The organism is Nonomuraea sp. MG754425, assembly GCF_021699195.1.
Taxonomy (GTDB): domain Bacteria; phylum Actinomycetota; class Actinomycetes; order Streptosporangiales; family Streptosporangiaceae; genus Nonomuraea.
Genome location: NZ_SSXE01000063.1, coordinates 1 through 17615, shown reverse-complemented (window position 1 = coordinate 17615; position 17615 = coordinate 1). Strand labels below are relative to the sequence as shown.

Sequence of the window (17615 nt, the reverse complement as noted above, 5' to 3'; positions counted from 1 at the left end):
CCAGTGGTCAGGGCCGGCCGCGGTAGTGGCGGCGCAGGGCGATGCCGGCGGCCACGCTGCCCGCGATGGCCCCCACGCCGGCCGCGATGGGCAGGGCCGTCATCGTGGCCTTGCGGCCGGTGCGGAAGTCCTTGATCTCCCAGTCGTGCTTCCTGGCGTGCTCGCGCAGCTCGCTGTCGGGGTTGATGGCCACGGCGGTGCCGACCAGCGACAACATCGGCAGGTCGTTGGCGGAGTCGCTGTAGGCGGCGCACCGGCTCAGGTCGAGGCCCTCGCGGCGGGCCAGCGCGCGCACCGCCTCCGCCTTGGCGGGCCCGTGGAGCAGGTCGCCGACCAGCCGCCCGGTGTAGACGCCGTTGCTGGTCTCGGCGACCGTGCCGAGCGCGCCCGTCAGGCCGAGCCGCTGCGCGATCACCCTGGCCAGCTCGATGGGGGTGGCGGTGACCAGCCAGACCCGCTGGCCGGCGTCGAGGTGGCTCTGCGCGAGCGCGCGGGTGCCGCCCCAGATGCGGTCGGCCATGACCTCGTCGTAGATCTCCTCGCCGAGGCGGACGACGTCGTCGATCTTGGCTCCGGCCACGAACGCGAGCGCCGTCTCCCTGGCCACCGCGATGTGCTCGGGGTTCTCGTTGCCGCGCAGCCGGAAGACCGCCTGCCCCACGGCGAACTTCAGCAGGTCGGACGTGGTGAACAGCCCGCGCGTGGCCAGCCCCCGCGCGAAGTGGTAGATCGACGCGCCGCGCATCATCGTGTTGTCGACGTCGAAGAAGGCCGCGGCCCGCAGGTCCGGCTCGACCGGCGCGACGGTGACCGCCGCCTGTGCCGCGGCCTCGCCGGCGACCTGGGGCTGCGGGTCCTGTCGTCGTCGCATAAGCCGCCACATGGGCTTCAGCTTACTTACCTACTCGGGGGCGGCCAGACCCTCGATGTAGTCGAGGTAGCCCGTGGCCTGGGCGAGTTGGTCCTCGTCGAGTTCCTGGAGCATCGGCTTGACGGTCTCCTCCTGCTCCCGCGCGAACTTCTTGATCTTCGGCGAGCGGGGTTCGGCCCGTTCGAGCCGGCTGATGCCCGCCCGGGTGGACTCCTCCATGTCCTTGAGCGTCTTCTTGACCAGCGGGCCCTCGGCGGAGGAGCCGAGCAGGCTGGCGACCTCCTTGGCGCGGGCCTTGGCCGAGTCCAGTTCGCGCTCGCCGCGTTGGGCGTCGGTGGAGCTGAGCCGGACGAGCGTGCTCTCGGCGGCGCGCTTGAGCGGGTAGAGCGAGTCGCCGGGCACGGCCTGGTAGGTCGCGAAGGAGGAGACCATGAGCGCGCTCGCCAGCCCGACGGCGGCGAGCCCCGACAGCAGCGGCCGGCGTCTGGGCGGTCGCCGGTGGCCGCGCGCGCCGGCCGCCTCGGGCTCCGCCTCCAGGGCGCCCGACAGCAGCTCGGCACGCAGCCGCTGCTTGAAGGCGGCCTGCGGGGTGCCGAGAGGCAGCTCTCGCAGTTCGGTGAGCTGCTCCAGCACGCGTTCGCGCCGCCTGCGCGCCCTACTCATGACGGCTCCCTGACCGACGCGGCCATGACACCTGCTTAACGAGGGGCGGATGGGGGAGGTTACGCCAGGTCGTGCTTGAGGGCTCTGGCGAGCGCCCGTACGGCACGGAACTGCAGCGCTTTGATCGCTCCACTCTTCTTCCCCATGATCAGCGCGGTTTCCGCGAGCGAGAGGCCGTGCAGGAAGCGCAGGACGACGCATTCCTGTTGTTCGGGATTGAGATCTCGTACGGCACGCAGGACCCGGTCGTTGATGATGGCCGTGACCACGGCGTTCTCGGGGATGTGGGAGCCGTCGAGCGGTACGTCGATGACCTCGCCGGTCGGGATCTCCAGGCGGTAGCGCCCCGACTTGAAGTGGTCGGTCACCAGGTTTCTCGCGATGGTCACGAGCCAGGCCCCGAAGTCGCGGCCCTGCCAGGTGAAGTCGCCGATCCTGCGCAGTGCCCGCAGGAAGGTCTCGCTGGTCAGGTCCTCGGCCAGCGGGTGCGAGCCCACCCGGAAGTAGATGTAGCGGTAGACCAGGTCCACGTAACGGTCGTAGAGCGTGCCAAAGGATTGCGTGCATCCGTTCTTGGCATGCATGACCAGCGTGCGGAGGTCCTCTTGGACGTCTTCTCGCGGGTCCTCACGCACGTCCTCGCGGACGTCTTCGCGCACGGCGAACTCGCCCGTCCGGGCGGGTCCAGCGACCGCTGGCGCGAGCAGCCCGGCGAACGGCGACGAGTCAGGCATCCGGTATCCCTAGGGGTAAGGGGTGCGGCGTGCTCGAACACTCTAGAAATCAACCGGAAATTCCACAATCCACAGAAGTCATGCATGACTAGGCGTAATCGGCGGATACCGTGGTGGACCGACCCGTTCCCTCTTCGGCTACCGGCTGGGAGGCATCGTCCGGCAGCATTGGAGTCACCATGGAGATCCTCGTTGCTGTCATAGCTCTCGCCGGTGCGCTCCTCGCCGCGGTCGCGGCCGGCGCCCTGATCCAACGGCTGCGCGACGAGCCTGAGGGGTGGTTGGTCGCCTGGACCGTTGCAGTCGTCGCCCTCTGCCTGTCACTGGGCGTGATCGGCTTCGGGTACCTCGCCGGCTTCGGTGGCGTCACGTTCCGGATCTACCAGGTGACAGGATCGCTGCTGGCGCCGCTCTGGCTCGGCATCGGGCTGGTGCAACTGCTGTCGGAGAAGGCCCCGCCGAGGTTCCTGGCGTGGCTGTTCGGCATCGCGCTGACCGTCGTGGCCACCGTGATCATGATCTGGGACCCGCTGAAGAACCAGGACATGGGCGCCTCGCTGCCCTCCGCGGCCAACCACTGGAACCTCGTCCCCAGCTACCTGCTGATCGGCGTGCACGTGGTGGCCGTGCTGCTCATGCTGGGGATGCTGGCGGTGGCCGGCGTCAAGTGGTCCAAGGGCGACGAGTACGACACCGACAACCTGCACGCGACCGCGGTCGTCGTCCCGTCGGCGCTGGCGCTCGTGGGTGCGATGCGGTTCCCGGTGCCGGGGCTGTTCACCACGGCGCTGCTGGCCGTGGCCGCGGCCGCGGTCTGGTACACGGTGCTGCGTCCGCTGGCGCCGTACGAGGACGACGAGGACGACGACTTCGGCGACGACCGCGACGAGCGTTCCCCGCGCCGGGAGGAGCGCTCTCAGCGCCGCGAGGAGCGGCGCACGCCGCTCGACGAGCACCAGATGACGCCCGGCGACCGCGCGATGTTCCGCGACGAGGGGCCGCAGCACACCGGGCGCAGGGCGACACCGGAGCCCGTGCCGGCCGCCGAGGCGCCTCCGTCGCCGCCGCGCCGGCCGTCGGGGCTGGGCGACCTGGTCGCCGAGTACCGGGCGGGCGACAGGGAGGTCGACTACGCCGCCCGCATGACCGCGCCGCCCCAGGACGGGCCCTCGACCGGCTACATCATGAACGGCGCGCCCGCCATGACGCCGCCCGCCCCCGCGACCGGCGCGGTCTTCCCCGGCGCCGACCTGTTCTCACCCGCCCCGCAGCAGTCCGGCCCCGGACGTCCCTCGCCGCACATCTTCGGCCTGCTCACCGTCTTCACGATCATGGACGGCGCGGGCGACGCGTTCGACCGGCTGGCCGAGGCGACCGTCGAGGCCGTGCGCCGCGGCGAGCCCGACACCCTCGTGTACGCCTGCCACGCGGTGAAGTCCGCCCCCTTGCAGCGCATCGTCTACGAGCTCTACCGCGACGACGTCGCCTACCGCGACCACCAGCGCCAGCCCCACGTCGAGCGCTTCGTCAACGAACGGCAGGCGATGGTGCTGGCGACGAACGTCATCGAGCTCAACGTGAACGCCGCCAAGGTGGTGCCGCTGCCCACGGCCGCCTACTGAGCGAGGGCGGCCCGCAGGCGGGCCTCGTCCACCCGCCAGAAGTCGTGCTGCACGCCGTCGATCAGTGTGACGGGGATCATCTCCCAGTACTTCTCCCGCAACTCGGCGGAGGAGTCGATGCTGACCTCCTCCCACGGCACGCCGAGCTCGCCCGCGACCCGCGCGATGACCTGGCGCGCGTCCTCACACAAGTGACAGCCGGGCTTGCCGAGCAACGTGATGCGACGCATGACGCAACCGTACCCCGGCCGACTTTGTGCATCGGTTCACAAAGGGATTAACCTGAAAGACGGTTCTAATCCGTCCCGCGGTCCCCAAGCCGCCCGTCCCCTGGAGCACCGGCACGTGAAGAGCCCGTCGTCCCAGCCCCGCGACCGCGGTATACCCGAGGCGACCGTCGCCAGGCTGCCGCTGTACCTCCGGGCGCTGCACGGGATGGGGGAGCGCGGGATCACCACCGTCAGCTCGGAGGACCTCGCCGTCGCCGCCGGGGTCAATTCCGCCAAGTTGCGCAAGGACCTCTCACACCTCGGCTCGTACGGCACCCGCGGCGTAGGCTATGACGTTGAGTACCTCGTCTACCAGATCTCCCGCGAGCTCGGCCTGACGCAAGACTGGGCGGTCGCGATCGTCGGAGTCGGTAACCTCGGCCGCGCGCTGGCCAACTACGGCGGTTTCGTGTCAAGAGGCTTCCGGGTCGCGGCGCTCGTCGATGCCGACCCCGAAGTCGTGGGCGACACCATCGCGGGATTGAATGTGGAGCACATCGACGAACTGGAAGCCGTGATCAAGCGGCGAGGAGTTTCGATCGTGGTTCTGGCGACACCGGCGGCAGCGGCGCAGAAAGTGTGCGATCGCGTGATCGCCGTGGGCGTCACCAGCATCCTGAACTTCGCACCGGTCGTGCTCTCCGTGCCCGAAAGCGTCGATGTCCGTAAAGTCGACCTATCAATAGAACTGCAGATTCTCGCGTTCCACGAGCAACGCAAGGCTGGAGGGCCACTCATGGCGGTGGACGGTCAATGAGTGTTCTGGCTATCGGACTGAGCCACCGGACCGCTCCGGTGGCTCTGCTTGAGCGCGTCTCGATGACGGGTGACGCGCTCGTGAAGTTTCTGCACGACGTTCAGCAGGATCCCTCCGTCTCGGAGGCCATGGTGGTCTCGACCTGCAACCGGGTCGAGGTCTACGTCACGGTCGAGCGCTTCCACGGCGCCGTCACCGCCGTCAGCGGCCTCATGGGCGTGCACTCCGGCGTCCCCGTCGAAGAGCTGACGCCGCACTTCTACGTGCACTACGAGGAGCGCGCGGTCGAGCACCTGTTCTCGGTGGTGTGCGGGCTCGACTCGATGGTGGTCGGCGAGGGCCAGATCCTCGGCCAGGTCCGCCAGGCGCTCAAGCTCGCGCAGCGGCAGGGCACCGTCGGCGCCACCCTCAACGAACTGGTCCAGCAGGCGCTGCGGGTGGGCAAGCGGGCCCAGACCGACACCGGCATCGACAAGCACGGCGCCTCCCTCGTCACCGCGGGCCTCGCACTGGCGGGCGAACTGGCCGGGCGGCGCGCCCTGGTGATCGGCGCGGGCTCGATGAGCTCGCTGGCCGCCGCCACGCTGGCGCGCTCCGGGGTGAGCGACATCGTCGTGGCCAACCGCACGTACGAGCGGGGCGCCCGGCTGGCCGCGTCCGTCGGCGGGCGGGCGATCGAGTTCGCCGCCGTGGCCGGCGAGCTGGCCGGGGCCGACATCGTCATCACCTGCACCGGCGCGGGCCGGCACCTCATCACGCCCGGCATGCTCGACGGGCCCGCGTTCCTGCTGGACCTGGCGCTGCCGCACGACATCGACCCCGCCGTGCGCGCCCTGCCCGGCGTCACGCTGGTGGACCTGGAGACGATCCAGGAGTCCGGCATCGGCTCGCGCGAGGGCGACGCCGTCCGGTCCGTGCGCGCCCTCGTGGCGGACGAACTGCGCGCCTACCTCGACGGCGAGCGGGCCGCCAAGGTCACCCCGACCGTGGTGGCGCTGCGCAGCAAGGCGGCGAACGTGGTCGAGTCAGAGCTGGGCCGCCTGCTCATGCGCGTGCCCGACCTCGACGACCGCACCCGCGACGAGGTCGCCATGACCGTCCAGCGCGTCGTCGACAAACTGCTTCACGAGCCCACTGTGCGTGTCAAGCAGCTCGCCGCCTGCCCGGGGGGCGATCATTATGCCGAAGCCCTGCGCGAGTTGTTCAATCTCGATCCGAAGGTGCCCGAGGCCGTGAGGGAGGTGGAGCTGTGACGTCGCCGTCCGGCGCGCTGCGGCTCGGCTCCCGCCGCAGCCTTCTGGCGACCACGCAGTCCCAGATGGTGGCCGACGACTACATGCGCCGCACCGGGCGCGCGGTCGAGCTGGTCGGCGTCACGACGTTCGGCGACGTGACCAAGGCGCACCTCGCGCAGCTCGGCGGCACCGGCGTGTTCGTCAGCGCGCTGCGCGACAAGCTGATCGACGACGAGATCGACCTCGCCGTCCACTCGCTGAAGGACCTGCCGACCCAGCAGGACCCGCGCTTCGTGCTGGCCGCCATCCCCGCCCGCCACGACCACCGCGACGCGCTGGTGAGCACGCACAAGTTCGCCGACCTGCCCGCCGGGGCCAGGGTCGGCACCGGCTCGCCACGCCGCGTCGCCATGCTGGGCGCGCTCCGCCCCGACCTCGAGTACGTCGCCCTGCGCGGCAACGCCGACACGCGCATCGCAAAGGTGCACTCCGGCGAACTCGACGCCGTCGTGCTCGCCGCGGCCGGGCTCGGCAGGCTCGGCCGCGACGCCGAGATCGCGCAGATCTTCGAGGTCGAGGAGCTGCTGCCCGCTCCCGGCCAGGGCGCGCTGGCCGTGGAGTGCCGCGCCGACCGCGCCGACCTGATCGAGCTCCTGCGCGTGCTCGACGACCCCGGGACACGCTCCGCGGTGACCGCCGAACGTGCCCTCCTGTCCGCTCTCGAGGCTGGGTGCGCCGCTCCGGTGGGTGCTTTCGCGGCCGATGACGGGCAGACTCTGAACCTGACCGCTGTGGTCGTCTCCATCGACGGCCGCGAAGCGGTCCGCAAGTCCGCCGCCGGCTCTCCTTCGGAGGCTGCGAACCTGGGCCGCCTCCTCGCGGCCGAGATGATCGCCGAAGGGGCCGACAGATTGATGGGGGAGCAATCCCATTGAGCTCCGATAGTCCGACCTCCGGTTTCGTCGCGTTCGTAGGCGCGGGTCCCGGTGATCCCAACCTGCTGACACTCCGCGCCGCCGAGCTGCTCGCCAAGGCCGACGCGGTGGTGCTCGACGCCGAGACACAAAGCTCGTTGCTGCGCCACTGCCGTGAAGGCGTCGAGATCGCCGAGGGCGATCTCGTCCAGCGTGCCGCACGAGGGCAGCTCGTGGTGCGCCTGTGCGAGGGCGACCCCATGCTGTTTTCCTCGATCACCGAGGAGGCCGCGGCCTGCGCCGCGGCGGGGGTGGACTTCGAGATCGTGCCCGGCGTGCCGCCCGCGACCGCCGTGCTCACGTACGCGGGCATCCCGCCGGCGACGGCCGTGCCCGAGTTCCGGATCGTCGACGCGTCCCAGGAACAGGACTGGGCCGCCCACGCCGCCTGCCGCGGCACGCTGGTCGTCTACAACGGCATCGGCGACGCCGTGGCCATCGGCAAGGCGCTGATCGCGGGCGGCAAGCCCGACACCACGCCCGTCGCCGTCAGCAGCGGCGGCACCACCACCGAGCAGTACACCGTCGTGTCCTCGCTCGGCCGGCTGCAGGCCGACCTCAAGCACGCCGGGTTCACCGAGCCCGCGCTGATCGTGGTGGGCGAGGCCGTGGGGCAGCGCGAGAAGCTGTCGTGGTTCGAGACCAAGCCGCTGTTCGGGTGGCGGGTGCTGGTGCCCCGTACGAAGGAGCAGTCGCAGAGCCTGTCCGAGCAGCTCATCGCGTACGGCGCGGTGCCCGAGGAGGTGCCGACCATCTCGGTCGAGCCGCCCCGCACCCCGCAGCAGATGGACCGCGCCATCAAGGGCCTGGTCACCGGCCGCTACGAGTGGGTGGCCTTCACCAGCGCGAACGCGGTCAAGGCGGTACGCGAGAAGTTCGAGGAGTACGGCCTCGACGCCCGTGCCTTCGCCGGGCTCAAGGTGGCCGCCGTGGGCGACGCGACCGCGCGGGCGCTGGTCGAGTTCGGGGTCAAGCCGGACCTGCTGCCCTCCGGTGAGCAGTCGTCGGAGGGCCTGGTGGCCGAGTGGCCGCCGTACGACTCGATGCTCGACCCGATCAACCGGGTGCTGCTGCCGCGGGCCGACATCTCCACCGACACGCTCGTGGCCGGGCTCACCGAGCTGGGCTGGGAGTGCGACGACGTCACCGCCTACCGCACCGTGCGGGCCGCCCCGCCGCCCGCGCCCATCCGCGAGGCCATCAAGGGCGGCGGCTTCGACGCCGTGCTCTTCACCTCGTCGTCCACCGTGCGCAACCTCGTGGGCATCGCCGGCAAGCCGCACAACGTCACGGTGATCGCGGTCATCGGGCCGCAGACGGCCAAGACCGCCGAGGAGTTCGGGCTCCGGGTCGACGTCATGGCCGACAAGCCGTCAGCCTCCGCCCTGGCCGCCGCGGTGGCCGAGTTCGGAGCCAAGCAGCGCCAGGCGGCGCTGGCCGCGGGCGACACCCCGCGCCGGCCCTCGCAGAACCGTCGTGGCGCCAGGAGGAGAGCCAAATGAGCGCGCAGTTCCCCGTCTCCCGTCCCAGGAGGCTGCGTCGCGGCCCGGCGCTGCGCCGGATGGTGGCGGGCACCAGGCTGCACCCCGCCGACCTGATCCTGCCGATGTTCGCCAAGGAGGGCCTCACCGAGCCGGCGCCGGTGGCCTCGATGCCGGGCGTCGTGCAGCACACCCGCGACTCGCTGCGCAAGGCGGCCCGCGAGGCCGCCGAGGCCGGCGTGGGCGGCGTCATCCTGTTCGGCATCCCGCAGGTGAAGGACGCCCGCGGCTCGGCCGCCGACGACCCCGACGGCGTGCTGCAGGTCGCGCTGCGCGACGTGGTGGCCGAGGTGGGCGACTCGATCGTGGTGATGGCCGACACCTGCCTCGACGAGTTCACCGACCACGGGCACTGCGGGATCCTCACGCCGTCCGGCGACGTGGACAACGACGCCACGCTCGAGCGGTACGCCTCGATCGCGGTGGCCCAGGCGCGGGCCGGCTCGCAGATGGTGGCGCCCAGCGGCATGATGGACGGCCAGGTGGGCGCGATCCGCGCGGCGCTCGACGGCGCCGGTTTCGGGAACGTCCCGATCCTGGGATATTCGGCGAAGTACGCCTCCGCCTTCTACGGCCCCTTCCGCGACGCCGCCGAGTGCGCCCCGCAGTTCGGCGACCGCAGCACCCACCAGCAGGACCCGGCCGGGCCGCTGGAGGAGGCGCTGCGCGAGGTCCGCCTCGACCTGGCGGAGGGCGTCGACGCGGTCATGGTCAAGCCCGCCCTGGCCTACCTCGACGTGATCGCCCGCTTCCGCGCCGAGGTGGACGTGCCGGTGGCCGCCTACCAGGTCAGCGGCGAGTACGCGATGATCGAGGCCGCCGCCGCCAACGGCTGGGTGGATCGCGAGCGCATGATCACGGAATCGCTGGTCGCGATCAAGCGCGCGGGAGCCGACCTGATCCTGACGTACTGGGCCACGGAAGTGGCTCGGCGGCTCTAACCCAGGGGTTTCCCGTCGACTCCCGAGGCCCGTGGGCTAGAGTTGCATGACAAGTGCTGGTGTGTCCCGCGTGCGTAGGTGCGAATTCGCTGCCTGCGGCGGGCCGCTGAACGCGGCCGCCGTGGCGCCTGGAGCAAGGGGCCTCCTCAGGCGCTGTGAGTCGAACGGGAGACACCATGGTGGGGGTACCACTGGCTCGGCGTACCAGAAAACGGGCGCGGCCGACACGCATCTCGACCGTGCTCGAGTACGCCGCCCTGGGCTGGCCCGTGGTGCCGGGTGCCTTCCCGCTGCGTCAGGGGCCGCGTGCGTGCTCCTGTGACCGTGTCGGCTGTCCCGACCCGGGCGCCCATCCGCTCTCGCCCGCCTGGCACATGCAGGCCACGACCGACGCCGCCCTGCTCACACGCTGGTGGCGGGCCGAGCCCGAAGCCAATGTGATCCTGCCCACGGGGCGCGTGTTCGACGTCTTCGACGTACCGCTCTCCACCGGACTGTCGGCCCTCACCCGGATCGACGCCGCCGACGCCCACCCTGGCCCGGTCGCCGCCAACGGCGACCGGGTTCTGTTCTATGTGGCGACGCGCGGCAACCCGGAGGACGAGGACGAGTGGTGGTCGTGCCAGCTCGACTGCGATCCGGCCACCATCGACGACACCCCCGGCCTGCGCTGGCACTGCCGCGACAGCTACGTGCTCGCGCCGCCCTCGGCCCTTCCCGGTGACCGGTCGGTGTCCTGGCTGCGGCCCCCCGACGGGCGTCCGCTGCCCGACCCGCTGCGCATCCTGGAGTGGCTGGCCGACTGAGCGGGGGTGCGCGGGCGGCCGGCAACGGCACCACCGTGCGCAATGACTACTCTTGTCGGGTGAGCCGTACACACAACTCCGAAGCCCTGTTCGCCCGCGCGAAAGAGATCGTGCCGGGTGGCGTCAACTCCCCGGTGCGCGCGTTCGGCGCGGTGGGCGGCACGCCGCGGTTCATGGCCTCGGGCCAGGGGCCGTACATCACCGACGTCGACGGCAACCGCTACGTCGATCTGGTCTGCTCCTGGGGCCCGATGATCCTCGGTCACCGCCACCCCGCGGTCGTCGAGGCGGTCGAGGCCGCCGTCGCGGGCGGGTTCTCCTACGGCACCGCCACGCGTGGCGAGGTCGAGCTGGCCGAGGAGCTCGTGGCGCGGGTGGCGCCGGTCGAGAAGGTGCGGCTGGTCAGCTCGGGCACCGAGGCGACGATGAGCGCGGTCCGGCTGGCCAGGGGGTTCACCGGGCGGTCGAAGGTGATCAAGTTCGCCGGCTGCTACCACGGGCACGTCGACGCGCTGCTGGCCGCGGCGGGGTCCGGGGTGGTGACGTTCGGGCTGCCCGACACCCCCGGCGTGACGGGGGCGTCGGCGGCGGACACGATCGTGCTGCCGTACAACGATGTCGAGGCCGTCGAGGCGGCCTTCGCCGCGTCGGAGATCGCCTGCGTGATCACCGAGGCTTGCCCGGCGAACATGGGCGTGGTGCCGCCGAGCGAGGGGTTCAACACGCGGCTGCGCGAGCTGTGCACGGCGAACGGCGCGCTGCTCATCGTGGACGAGGTGCTGACGGGCTTCCGCGTCTCGTCCGCCGGCTGGTACGGCCTCGACCCGGTCGACGCCGACCTCATGACGTTCGGCAAGGTCATGGGGGGCGGCCTGCCGGCGGCGGCGTTCGGCGGCCGGGCGGACGTCATGGCCTGCCTGGCCCCCGAGGGTCCCGTCTACCAGGCGGGCACGTTGTCGGGTAACCCGCTGGCCTGCGCGGCCGGGCTGGCCACGCTGCGCGCCCTCGACGCCGAGGCGTACGCGCGGGTCGACGCGGCGGCGCTCAAGGTGGGGGAGATGGCCTCCGAGGCGCTGGCGAAGGCCGGGGTGCCACATCGGCTGCAGCGGGCGGGCAGCCTGTTCTCGATTTTCTTCACCGATTCGGCGGTGACGAGCTTCGCCGAGGCGAAGACCCAGAACACCGATGCCTTCACCGCGTTCTTCCACGCGATGCTCGACCAGGGCGTCTACCTGCCCCCGTCGGCCTACGAGGCGTGGTTCCTGTCGGCCTCGCACGACGACGAGGCGCTCGGCCGGGTGGCCGAGGCCCTGCCCGTCGCGGCGAAGGCGGCCGCCGCCGTCCTGTGACGGCGGCGAGGGGCGTTCAGCGGCCCGGCTTCTGGTAGCGGATGCGCTGCTCGCGGGCCTGCTCGGCGAGCACCTTGAGGTAGGACGGGGAACCGGTCTGCTGCTGCTTCGTCTTCAGGATTCTCATAGCAACTATTTTCATCTGCTACACAATCAACCACAAGCGAGACTTTCTACGCTAAACCGTTTAGGCTGGCTTACATGTTGGACCTGAACCGGCTCAAGGCTCTACACGCAGTGCATGTCTACGGGTCGGTCGGGGCGGCGGCCGACGCGCTCATGGTCACGCCGTCGGCCGTCTCGCAGCAGATCGCCAAGCTGGAGCGCGAGACCGGCGCCCGGCTGATGGAGCGCAACGGCCGCGGCGTGCGCCTGACAGACGCGGCCGGGCTGCTGGCCGAGCACGCCGAACGCATCCTCGCCCTGGTCGAGACCGCCGAGGCCGACTTCGAGGCGCTGCGCGGCGAGGTCGTCGGCAGGCTCAACGTGGCCGCCTTCCCCACCGCCGTCCGCGGCCTCATGCCGGCCGCGCTGCTCTCGCTCAAGGAGCACCACCCCGACCTGTGGGTGCAGCTCAACGAGCGCGATCCCGATCGGGTCGTCCGCGAGGTCGCCAGAGGCGAGCTTGACCTGGGCGTCATCCAGGACTGGCTGAACCGGCCCATGGCCATCCCCGAAGGGTTGTCCAAGGCCACGCTCCTCGACGACATCGCCGACGTGGCCGTGCCGGCCGGCCACCCCATGGCCGGCGAGCGGGAGATCGAGCTGGCGGCGCTGCACGGCGAACAGTGGATCAGCTCCACACCCGGCACCTGCTGCCACGACTGGCTGGTGTTCACGCTGCGCGGCGCCTCGCTGGAGCCGGTGATCGCGTGCATGGCCGACGAGTACCCGACCCAGCTCGCGCTCGTCGCGGCCGGCCTGGGCTGCGCGATCGTGCCGCGGCTCGGGCGCGACTGCGTGCCCGACGGCGTGCGGCTCGTCCCGCTGCGGCCCCGCCAGTCGCGGCGCATCTACGCCCTGTGGCGCACCGACGCCGCCCGCCGCCCCGCCATCAGGGCCATGGTGGACGCCCTGGTGGAGGCCAGCAGGACGCAGGAGAACGCCTGGGCCGTGAACTGAGCGGCGGGGCCTCGGCCGCGCGGCGCGGGTGAGCGGATAAGCTGTGCCCACCATGGCTGAAACCACCGTCGTTCACCTGTTGCGCCACGGTGAGGTGCACAATCCCGCCGGCATCCTGTACGGCCGGTTGCCCGGCTACCACCTGTCCGAGACGGGCCGGCTCATGGCCGAGACGGTCGCCAAGGCCGTCGGCGGCCGTGACATCGTCAAGCTCTACAGCTCACCGCTCGAACGCGCCCTGGAGACGGCGGCGCCGCTGGCCGACAAGCTCGGCCTGGAGGCCACGCCCGACCCCCGGCTGATCGAGGCGGGCAACCTGCTGGAGGGCCGCACCGTGGGCCAGGGCCTCGGCCTGCTGCGCGACTGGCGCAACTACCGCTACTTCTGGAACCCGCTGCGCCCGTCGTGGGGCGAGGCATACCCCGCCATCGTCCTGCGGATGAAGTCGATCATCGACGAGGCCAGGGCGGCGGCGCGCGGCCACGAGGTGGTGCTGGTCAGCCACCAGTTGCCCATCTGGGCCATCAGGTCGGCCGCGGAGGGCCGCAGGCTCTGGCACGACCCGCGGCGCCGGCAGTGCGCGCTGGCCAGCCTGACCACGCTCACCTTCGACCGCGACCGCCTGATCAGCATCGGCTACAGCGAGCCCGCGGGAACGCTGGACACGGGGCCGGCCGTCCCCGGGGCCTGATGTCCGGAGCGCGGAGGCGTCCCGGTAGAGTTGCAAGCTCTACCGCTTGTAGTACAAGGAGATCTTCCTCCGTGCGCGCCAAGTCCATCTCCCTCGGTGTCCTCCTGGCTGTGCTCGTCGCGGGCTGCGCCGGCAACCAGGGCGGTCAGCCCCAGGCGGGCGACACCCGCTTCGTCGCGGGCGACGGGAAGATGCAGGTGTTCGAAGCCGCCGAGCGCCGCCCCGCGCCCGCGGTCGAGGGCCCGACCCTCGACGGCGGCACCGCCTCGCTGGCCGAGCACAAGGGCAAGGTCGTGGTGCTCAACTTCTGGGCCTCCTGGTGCGGCCCCTGCCGGGCCGAGGCGCCGGTGCTCAAGGAGGTCGCGGTCAAGACCAAGGACAGCGGCGTGCGGTTCCTCGGCGTCGACTTCAAGGACCGCCAGGCCGACGCGCAGGCGTTCGAACGCACCGAGCAGACCGGCTACCCGCACATCTTCGACCAGCCCGGCAAGGTCGCGCTGGCCTTCCAGGGCACGGTGCCGCCGGCGGCCATCCCGTCCACGCTGATCATCGACAAGCAGGGCAGGATCGCGGCCAGGGCGCTGGGCGCGGTCAAGTACACCGACCTGATGAACGCGGTGACCAAGGTGCGCGATGAGTGACGTCGTCGCCTCCGGCTCGCTGCTGCTGGCCGTGCCGATCGCGGTGCTGGCCGGGGTGGTGTCGTTCCTGTCGCCGTGCGTGCTGCCGCTGGTGCCGGGTTACCTGTCGTACGTCACCGGCATGAGCGCCGACCCCAAGCGGAGCCGGCTGGTGCTCGGGGCGTCGTTGTTCGTGGCCGGGTTCGCGCTGGTGTTCGTGCTCAGCGGGGCGTTGTTCGGCGGCCTCGGGGCCGTCATGCTGGGCAACGCGGAGATCATCACCCGCGTGCTCGGCGTGCTCACCATCGTGCTCGGGCTCGCCTTCCTCGGCCTGCTGCCCGGCCTGATGCGCGACGTGCGCATCCACCGCCTGCCGGCCGCCGGGCTGGCCGGCGCGCCGCTGCTCGGGGTGGTGTTCGGGCTGGGCTGGACCCCGTGCATCGGGCCCACGCTGGCCGTGGTGCTGACACTCGGGCTCAACGAGGGCAGCGCGGGCCGGGGCGCGCTGCTGGCCGTGGCGTACGCCCTCGGCCTCGGCCTGCCGTTCGTGGGAGCGGCGCTGGCCTACAGCAGGGCCCTGCGCACGTTCCGGGCCATCCGCAAGCACTCGCGCCTGATCACCAGGGTCGGCGGCGGCATGATGGTGGCCGTCGGCGTGCTGCTGGTGACCGGGCTCTGGGGAGAGATGATCGCCGCCATGCAGGGGCTGATCGGCGCGTTCGAGCCGGTGATCTGATGAGCGTCCAGGAACTGACGAAGGAACGCCCGCCCCAACAGGCCGGGTTCGGCCCGGTGGCCTGGCTGCGCTGGGCGTGGCGCACGCTCACCTCGATGCGGACGGCGCTGATCCTGCTGTTCCTGCTGGCGCTGGGCTCGGTGCCCGGCTCGCTGGTGCCGCAGCGTGGCGTCGAGCCCGACAAGGTCGCCCAGATCTACGAGCAGAGCCCGGCGCTGGCCGAGTGGTACGACCGCCTCCAGCTCTTCGAGGTGTTCACCTCCACCTGGTTCGCGGCCGTCTACCTGCTGCTGTTCACCTCGCTGATCGGCTGCATCGTCCCGCGCACCGCCACCTACCTGCGCGAGCTGCGCCGCAAGCCGCCCGCCGCGCCGAAGCACCCGTCCCGGCTGCCGCACGCGGCCTCGTTCGACGGCGACCTGGAGGTCGCGCAGGCCGCTCGCAGGCTGCGCAAGCTGCGCTTCCGCGTCGTGACCGGCGACGGCTGGGTGTCGGCCGAGAAGGGCTTCCTGCGCGAGACCGGCAACCTGTTCTTCCACATCGCCCTGCTCGGCATCCTGCTCGCGATCGGCGCCGGGTCCCTGTTCGGCTACCGCGGCAACGTGCTGGTCGTCGAGGGCGACGGCTTCGCCAACACCGTGGCGGCCTACGACCGGTTCATGCCGGGCAACCAGGTCTCGGCCGAGTCGCTGGAGCCGTTCTCGTTCACGCTGTCGGAGTTCGAGGTGGCCTACCAGGTCGCCGGCGACAAGCGCGGGCAGGCCCTCGACTACTCGGCCCATCTCAAGGTCAACGACACCCCGGCGGCGCCCGCCCGCGACTTCGAGCTGAAGGTCAACGAACCGCTTGAGGTCAACGGCACGCAGACGTACCTGATCGGCAACGGCTACGCGCCCGTGTTCAAGGTCACCGACGGTCAGGGGCAGGTGGCCTTCGAAGGGCCCGTGCCCTGCCTGATCGAGCAGAAGACCACGATGACCTCGGGCTGCGTGGTCAAGGTGCCCGACGCGCAGCCGTCGCAGCTCGGGTTCCTGCTGCAGTTCCTGCCCACCAGCGTGCCGCTCACCGACGGCGACCACGCCTCGGCCTTCCCCGGCGGGATCAACCCCGAGGTGAAGATCCTCGGCGCCTTCTCCGGCGACCTGGGCGTACGCTCGGGCAAGCCGCAGTCGGTCTACGAGCTGGCCCCGCCCGAGGTGTTGAAGAAGCTCAAGCCCCTGGTCATGGGGTCCGCCGTGCCCAAGCCGCTGGCGGTGGGGCAGTCGCTGGAGCTGCCCGACGGGCTGGGCAAGCTCGAGTTCACCGGCGTCAAGGAGTGGATCACGCTCCAGACGGCCTACGACCCCGGGCGTCTGCCCGCCCTCGTGGCCGCCGCCACGGCCGTCGTCGCCATCGCGCTCTCGCTCATGATCCGGCGCCGCAGGGTGTTCGTCCGGATCTCCGAGGGCAGGGTCGAGGTCGGCGGCCTGACCCGTACCGAGGGCTCCGCGGCGGGCTTCGCCGAGGAGTTCGCCGAGATCGTCAAGGTTCTATCAGCAGGAGAGAAGGATGTCCGCTGAGCAACTCGCCGAGCTGAGCGATCTTTTCGTCGTCGCAGCCGTCCTGCTCTATGTCGTCGCCATGGTGTTCTTCGCGGTCGAGCTGGCCTTCGGGCGGGCCCGGCAGGGCCGGGCCGGGTCGGCGCGGCCGGCCGGGGTCAAACAGCCGGTCGCCGTCGGGGCGTCCGAGGCCGCCGCGGTTCCGGACGGGGACACACTCTCCGCCCGGCCCCGCGACGCGCGGCCGGGCGACGCCACCCCGGAGTGGACGGGGGCTGAGACGCCCGCCACGCCCCTTCCCGCGGACTCTCGCGACGAGAAGCCGGGCGGGGCCGCCAAGGCCGGGACGACAGCCCTCGTGCTCGCCTGGCTCGGCTGGGCCGCCAACCTGGGCGCCATCATCACCCGCGGCCTGGCCGTGGACCGATGGCCGTGGGGCAACATGTACGAGTTCGTGGTCGCGATCTGCTTCGCCGCCGTGACCGCGTTCCTCGGCACCCAGATCCGCCACAACGTGCGTTTCCTGGGCGCGTTCGTCATGGTCACCTCGGCGCTCGGGCTGGGGCTCGCGGTCAAGGTCTTCTACACGGCCGCGGGGCCGGTGGTGCCGGCGCTGGACTCGTACTGGATCGCCATCCACGTCTCCGCCGCGATCATCGCCAGCGGCCTGCTGACGCTGGCCGGCGTCTCCGGGGTGCTCTACCTGGTGCGCGGCGACGGGTTGTCACGCCTGCCGTCGCGCGCCGACCTGGAGAAGGTGGCGCACCGGGCGATCGTGTTCGCCTTCCCGCTGTGGACGTTCGCCGTGATCGCGGGCGCCCTCTGGGCGGACCGGGCGTGGGGCCGCTACTGGGGCTGGGACCCCAAGGAGGTGTGGTCCTTCATCACCTGGGTGGCCTACGCGGCCTACCTGCACGCCAAGGTGACGGCGGGCTGGAAGGGAAGGTCCGCGACCATCGTGCAGCTCGTGGCGTTCGGCTGCCTGCTGTTCAACCTGATCGGGGTCAACATCTTCATCGACGGCCTGCACAGCTACGCCGACGTCGACTAGTACTACATAGCTAGATCTGCATGTGTTGGAGGCGCAGGCGCTGCCGGAAGTGGTGCCTGCGCGCTGTGGCCTGATGTCGGCGGCGGAGGGCTGAC

At 71.3% G+C, this 17615-nt stretch carries 18 protein-coding genes; 14 read left to right on the top strand and 4 right to left on the bottom strand.

All coding sequences use genetic code 11. The features are described from left to right. Positions 1-7: 7 nt before the first annotated feature. Genes FAF44_RS22220 through FAF44_RS22210 form a run of 3 tightly spaced genes read right to left on the bottom strand, consistent with a single transcriptional unit; the run spans position 8 to position 2268 of the window. Positions 8-871 carry an HAD family phosphatase gene (locus FAF44_RS22220; RefSeq protein ID WP_237105154.1) on the bottom strand — a complete coding sequence of 288 codons (864 nt, stop codon included), beginning with the start codon at positions 869-871 and terminating at the stop codon, positions 8-10. A gap of 30 nt (positions 872-901) precedes the next feature. Further along, positions 902-1534 carry a DUF5667 domain-containing protein gene (locus tag FAF44_RS22215; protein WP_237105153.1) on the bottom strand — a complete coding sequence of 211 codons (633 nt, stop codon included), beginning with the start codon at positions 1532-1534 and terminating at the stop codon, positions 902-904. A 59-nt stretch (positions 1535-1593) separates the two neighbouring features. Then, positions 1594-2268: a sigma-70 family RNA polymerase sigma factor gene (locus FAF44_RS22210; protein ID WP_237105152.1), complete on the bottom strand. Its 675-nt coding sequence runs from the start codon at positions 2266-2268 to the stop codon at positions 1594-1596. A 179-nt stretch (positions 2269-2447) separates the two neighbouring features. Between FAF44_RS22210 and FAF44_RS22205 the strand changes: the two genes are divergently transcribed. Then, entirely contained in the window at positions 2448-3890 is a 1443-nt protein-coding gene (locus tag FAF44_RS22205) for a putative quinol monooxygenase (RefSeq protein WP_237105151.1), read from the top strand. Here FAF44_RS22205 and FAF44_RS22200 read toward each other — a convergent pair. Further along, positions 3884-4120 (bottom strand): glutaredoxin family protein, encoded by a 237-nt coding sequence (locus FAF44_RS22200; RefSeq protein WP_237105150.1) that lies wholly within the window; start codon positions 4118-4120, stop codon positions 3884-3886. The genes FAF44_RS22205 and FAF44_RS22200 overlap by 7 nt on opposite strands. Positions 4121-4235: 115 nt before the next feature. Between FAF44_RS22200 and FAF44_RS22195 the strand changes: the two genes are divergently transcribed. The 13 genes from FAF44_RS22195 to ccsA all read left to right on the top strand — a co-directional run bounded on the left by FAF44_RS22195 (position 4236) and on the right by ccsA (position 17520). After that, entirely contained in the window at positions 4236-4916 is a 681-nt protein-coding gene (locus FAF44_RS22195) for a redox-sensing transcriptional repressor Rex (RefSeq protein WP_237105149.1), read from the top strand. Next, the gene (locus tag FAF44_RS22190) at positions 4913-6169 is read left to right on the top strand and encodes a glutamyl-tRNA reductase (protein WP_237105148.1); all 1257 of its coding nucleotides are present in this window, start codon (positions 4913-4915) and stop codon (positions 6167-6169) included. The genes FAF44_RS22195 and FAF44_RS22190 overlap by 4 nt, the downstream gene beginning before the upstream one ends. Beyond that, positions 6166-7086 carry a hydroxymethylbilane synthase gene (gene hemC, locus FAF44_RS22185; protein ID WP_237105147.1) on the top strand — a complete coding sequence of 307 codons (921 nt, stop codon included), beginning with the start codon at positions 6166-6168 and terminating at the stop codon, positions 7084-7086. Before FAF44_RS22190 ends, hemC begins: the two co-directional genes overlap by 4 nt. Further along, positions 7083-8627, top strand: coding sequence for a bifunctional uroporphyrinogen-III C-methyltransferase/uroporphyrinogen-III synthase (locus tag FAF44_RS22180; RefSeq protein WP_237105146.1), 1545 nt, complete (start codon positions 7083-7085; stop codon positions 8625-8627). The genes hemC and FAF44_RS22180 overlap by 4 nt, the downstream gene beginning before the upstream one ends. After that, positions 8624-9607: a porphobilinogen synthase gene (gene hemB / locus FAF44_RS22175; protein ID WP_237105145.1), complete on the top strand. Its 984-nt coding sequence runs from the start codon at positions 8624-8626 to the stop codon at positions 9605-9607. Before FAF44_RS22180 ends, hemB begins: the two co-directional genes overlap by 4 nt. Positions 9608-9783: 176 nt before the next feature. Beyond that, positions 9784-10413, top strand: coding sequence for a bifunctional DNA primase/polymerase (locus FAF44_RS22170; RefSeq protein ID WP_237105144.1), 630 nt, complete (start codon positions 9784-9786; stop codon positions 10411-10413). A gap of 59 nt (positions 10414-10472) precedes the next feature. Then, positions 10473-11762 (top strand): glutamate-1-semialdehyde 2,1-aminomutase, encoded by a 1290-nt coding sequence (hemL, locus tag FAF44_RS22165; protein ID WP_237105143.1) that lies wholly within the window; start codon positions 10473-10475, stop codon positions 11760-11762. A 201-nt stretch (positions 11763-11963) separates the two neighbouring features. Continuing rightward, positions 11964-12884: a LysR family transcriptional regulator gene (locus tag FAF44_RS22160; protein ID WP_237105142.1), complete on the top strand. Its 921-nt coding sequence runs from the start codon at positions 11964-11966 to the stop codon at positions 12882-12884. Between the two features lie 52 nt (positions 12885-12936). Further along, positions 12937-13575, top strand: coding sequence for a histidine phosphatase family protein (locus FAF44_RS22155; RefSeq protein ID WP_237105141.1), 639 nt, complete (start codon positions 12937-12939; stop codon positions 13573-13575). Positions 13576-13646: 71 nt separating this feature from the next. Continuing rightward, complete coding sequence (locus FAF44_RS22150) at positions 13647-14216, top strand: TlpA disulfide reductase family protein (protein ID WP_237105140.1); 570 nt, start codon at positions 13647-13649, stop codon at positions 14214-14216. After that, positions 14209-14931 carry a cytochrome c biogenesis CcdA family protein gene (locus FAF44_RS22145; protein WP_237105139.1) on the top strand — a complete coding sequence of 241 codons (723 nt, stop codon included), beginning with the start codon at positions 14209-14211 and terminating at the stop codon, positions 14929-14931. Before FAF44_RS22150 ends, FAF44_RS22145 begins: the two co-directional genes overlap by 8 nt. After that, entirely contained in the window at positions 14931-16490 is a 1560-nt protein-coding gene (locus FAF44_RS22140) for a cytochrome c biogenesis protein ResB (protein WP_237105138.1), read from the top strand. Before FAF44_RS22145 ends, FAF44_RS22140 begins: the two co-directional genes overlap by 1 nt. Beyond that, positions 16480-17520, top strand: coding sequence for a cytochrome c biogenesis protein CcsA (ccsA, locus tag FAF44_RS22135; protein WP_237105137.1), 1041 nt, complete (start codon positions 16480-16482; stop codon positions 17518-17520). The genes FAF44_RS22140 and ccsA overlap by 11 nt, the downstream gene beginning before the upstream one ends. The last annotated feature ends 95 nt before the right edge of the window (positions 17521-17615 follow it).

What these genes read in the sequence shown, in the direction of transcription:
- FAF44_RS22220 (WP_237105154.1), bottom strand. Translation starts at nt 871, where the DNA reads ATGCGACGACGACAGGACCCGCAGCCCCAGGTCGCCGGCGAGGCCGCG.
- FAF44_RS22215 (WP_237105153.1), bottom strand. Translation starts at nt 1,534, where the DNA reads ATGAGTAGGGCGCGCAGGCGGCGCGAACGCGTGCTGGAGCAGCTCACC.
- FAF44_RS22210 (WP_237105152.1), bottom strand. Translation starts at nt 2,268, where the DNA reads ATGCCTGACTCGTCGCCGTTCGCCGGGCTGCTCGCGCCAGCGGTCGCT.
- FAF44_RS22205 (WP_237105151.1), top strand. Translation starts at nt 2,448, where the DNA reads ATGGAGATCCTCGTTGCTGTCATAGCTCTCGCCGGTGCGCTCCTCGCC.
- FAF44_RS22200 (WP_237105150.1), bottom strand. Translation starts at nt 4,120, where the DNA reads ATGCGTCGCATCACGTTGCTCGGCAAGCCCGGCTGTCACTTGTGTGAG.
- FAF44_RS22190 (WP_237105148.1), top strand. Translation starts at nt 4,913, where the DNA reads ATGAGTGTTCTGGCTATCGGACTGAGCCACCGGACCGCTCCGGTGGCT.
- hemB (WP_237105145.1), top strand. Translation starts at nt 8,624, where the DNA reads ATGAGCGCGCAGTTCCCCGTCTCCCGTCCCAGGAGGCTGCGTCGCGGC.
- FAF44_RS22170 (WP_237105144.1), top strand. Translation starts at nt 9,784, where the DNA reads ATGGTGGGGGTACCACTGGCTCGGCGTACCAGAAAACGGGCGCGGCCG.
- FAF44_RS22160 (WP_237105142.1), top strand. Translation starts at nt 11,964, where the DNA reads ATGTTGGACCTGAACCGGCTCAAGGCTCTACACGCAGTGCATGTCTAC.
- FAF44_RS22155 (WP_237105141.1), top strand. Translation starts at nt 12,937, where the DNA reads ATGGCTGAAACCACCGTCGTTCACCTGTTGCGCCACGGTGAGGTGCAC.
- FAF44_RS22145 (WP_237105139.1), top strand. Translation starts at nt 14,209, where the DNA reads ATGAGTGACGTCGTCGCCTCCGGCTCGCTGCTGCTGGCCGTGCCGATC.
- FAF44_RS22140 (WP_237105138.1), top strand. Translation starts at nt 14,931, where the DNA reads ATGAGCGTCCAGGAACTGACGAAGGAACGCCCGCCCCAACAGGCCGGG.
- ccsA (WP_237105137.1), top strand. Translation starts at nt 16,480, where the DNA reads ATGTCCGCTGAGCAACTCGCCGAGCTGAGCGATCTTTTCGTCGTCGCA.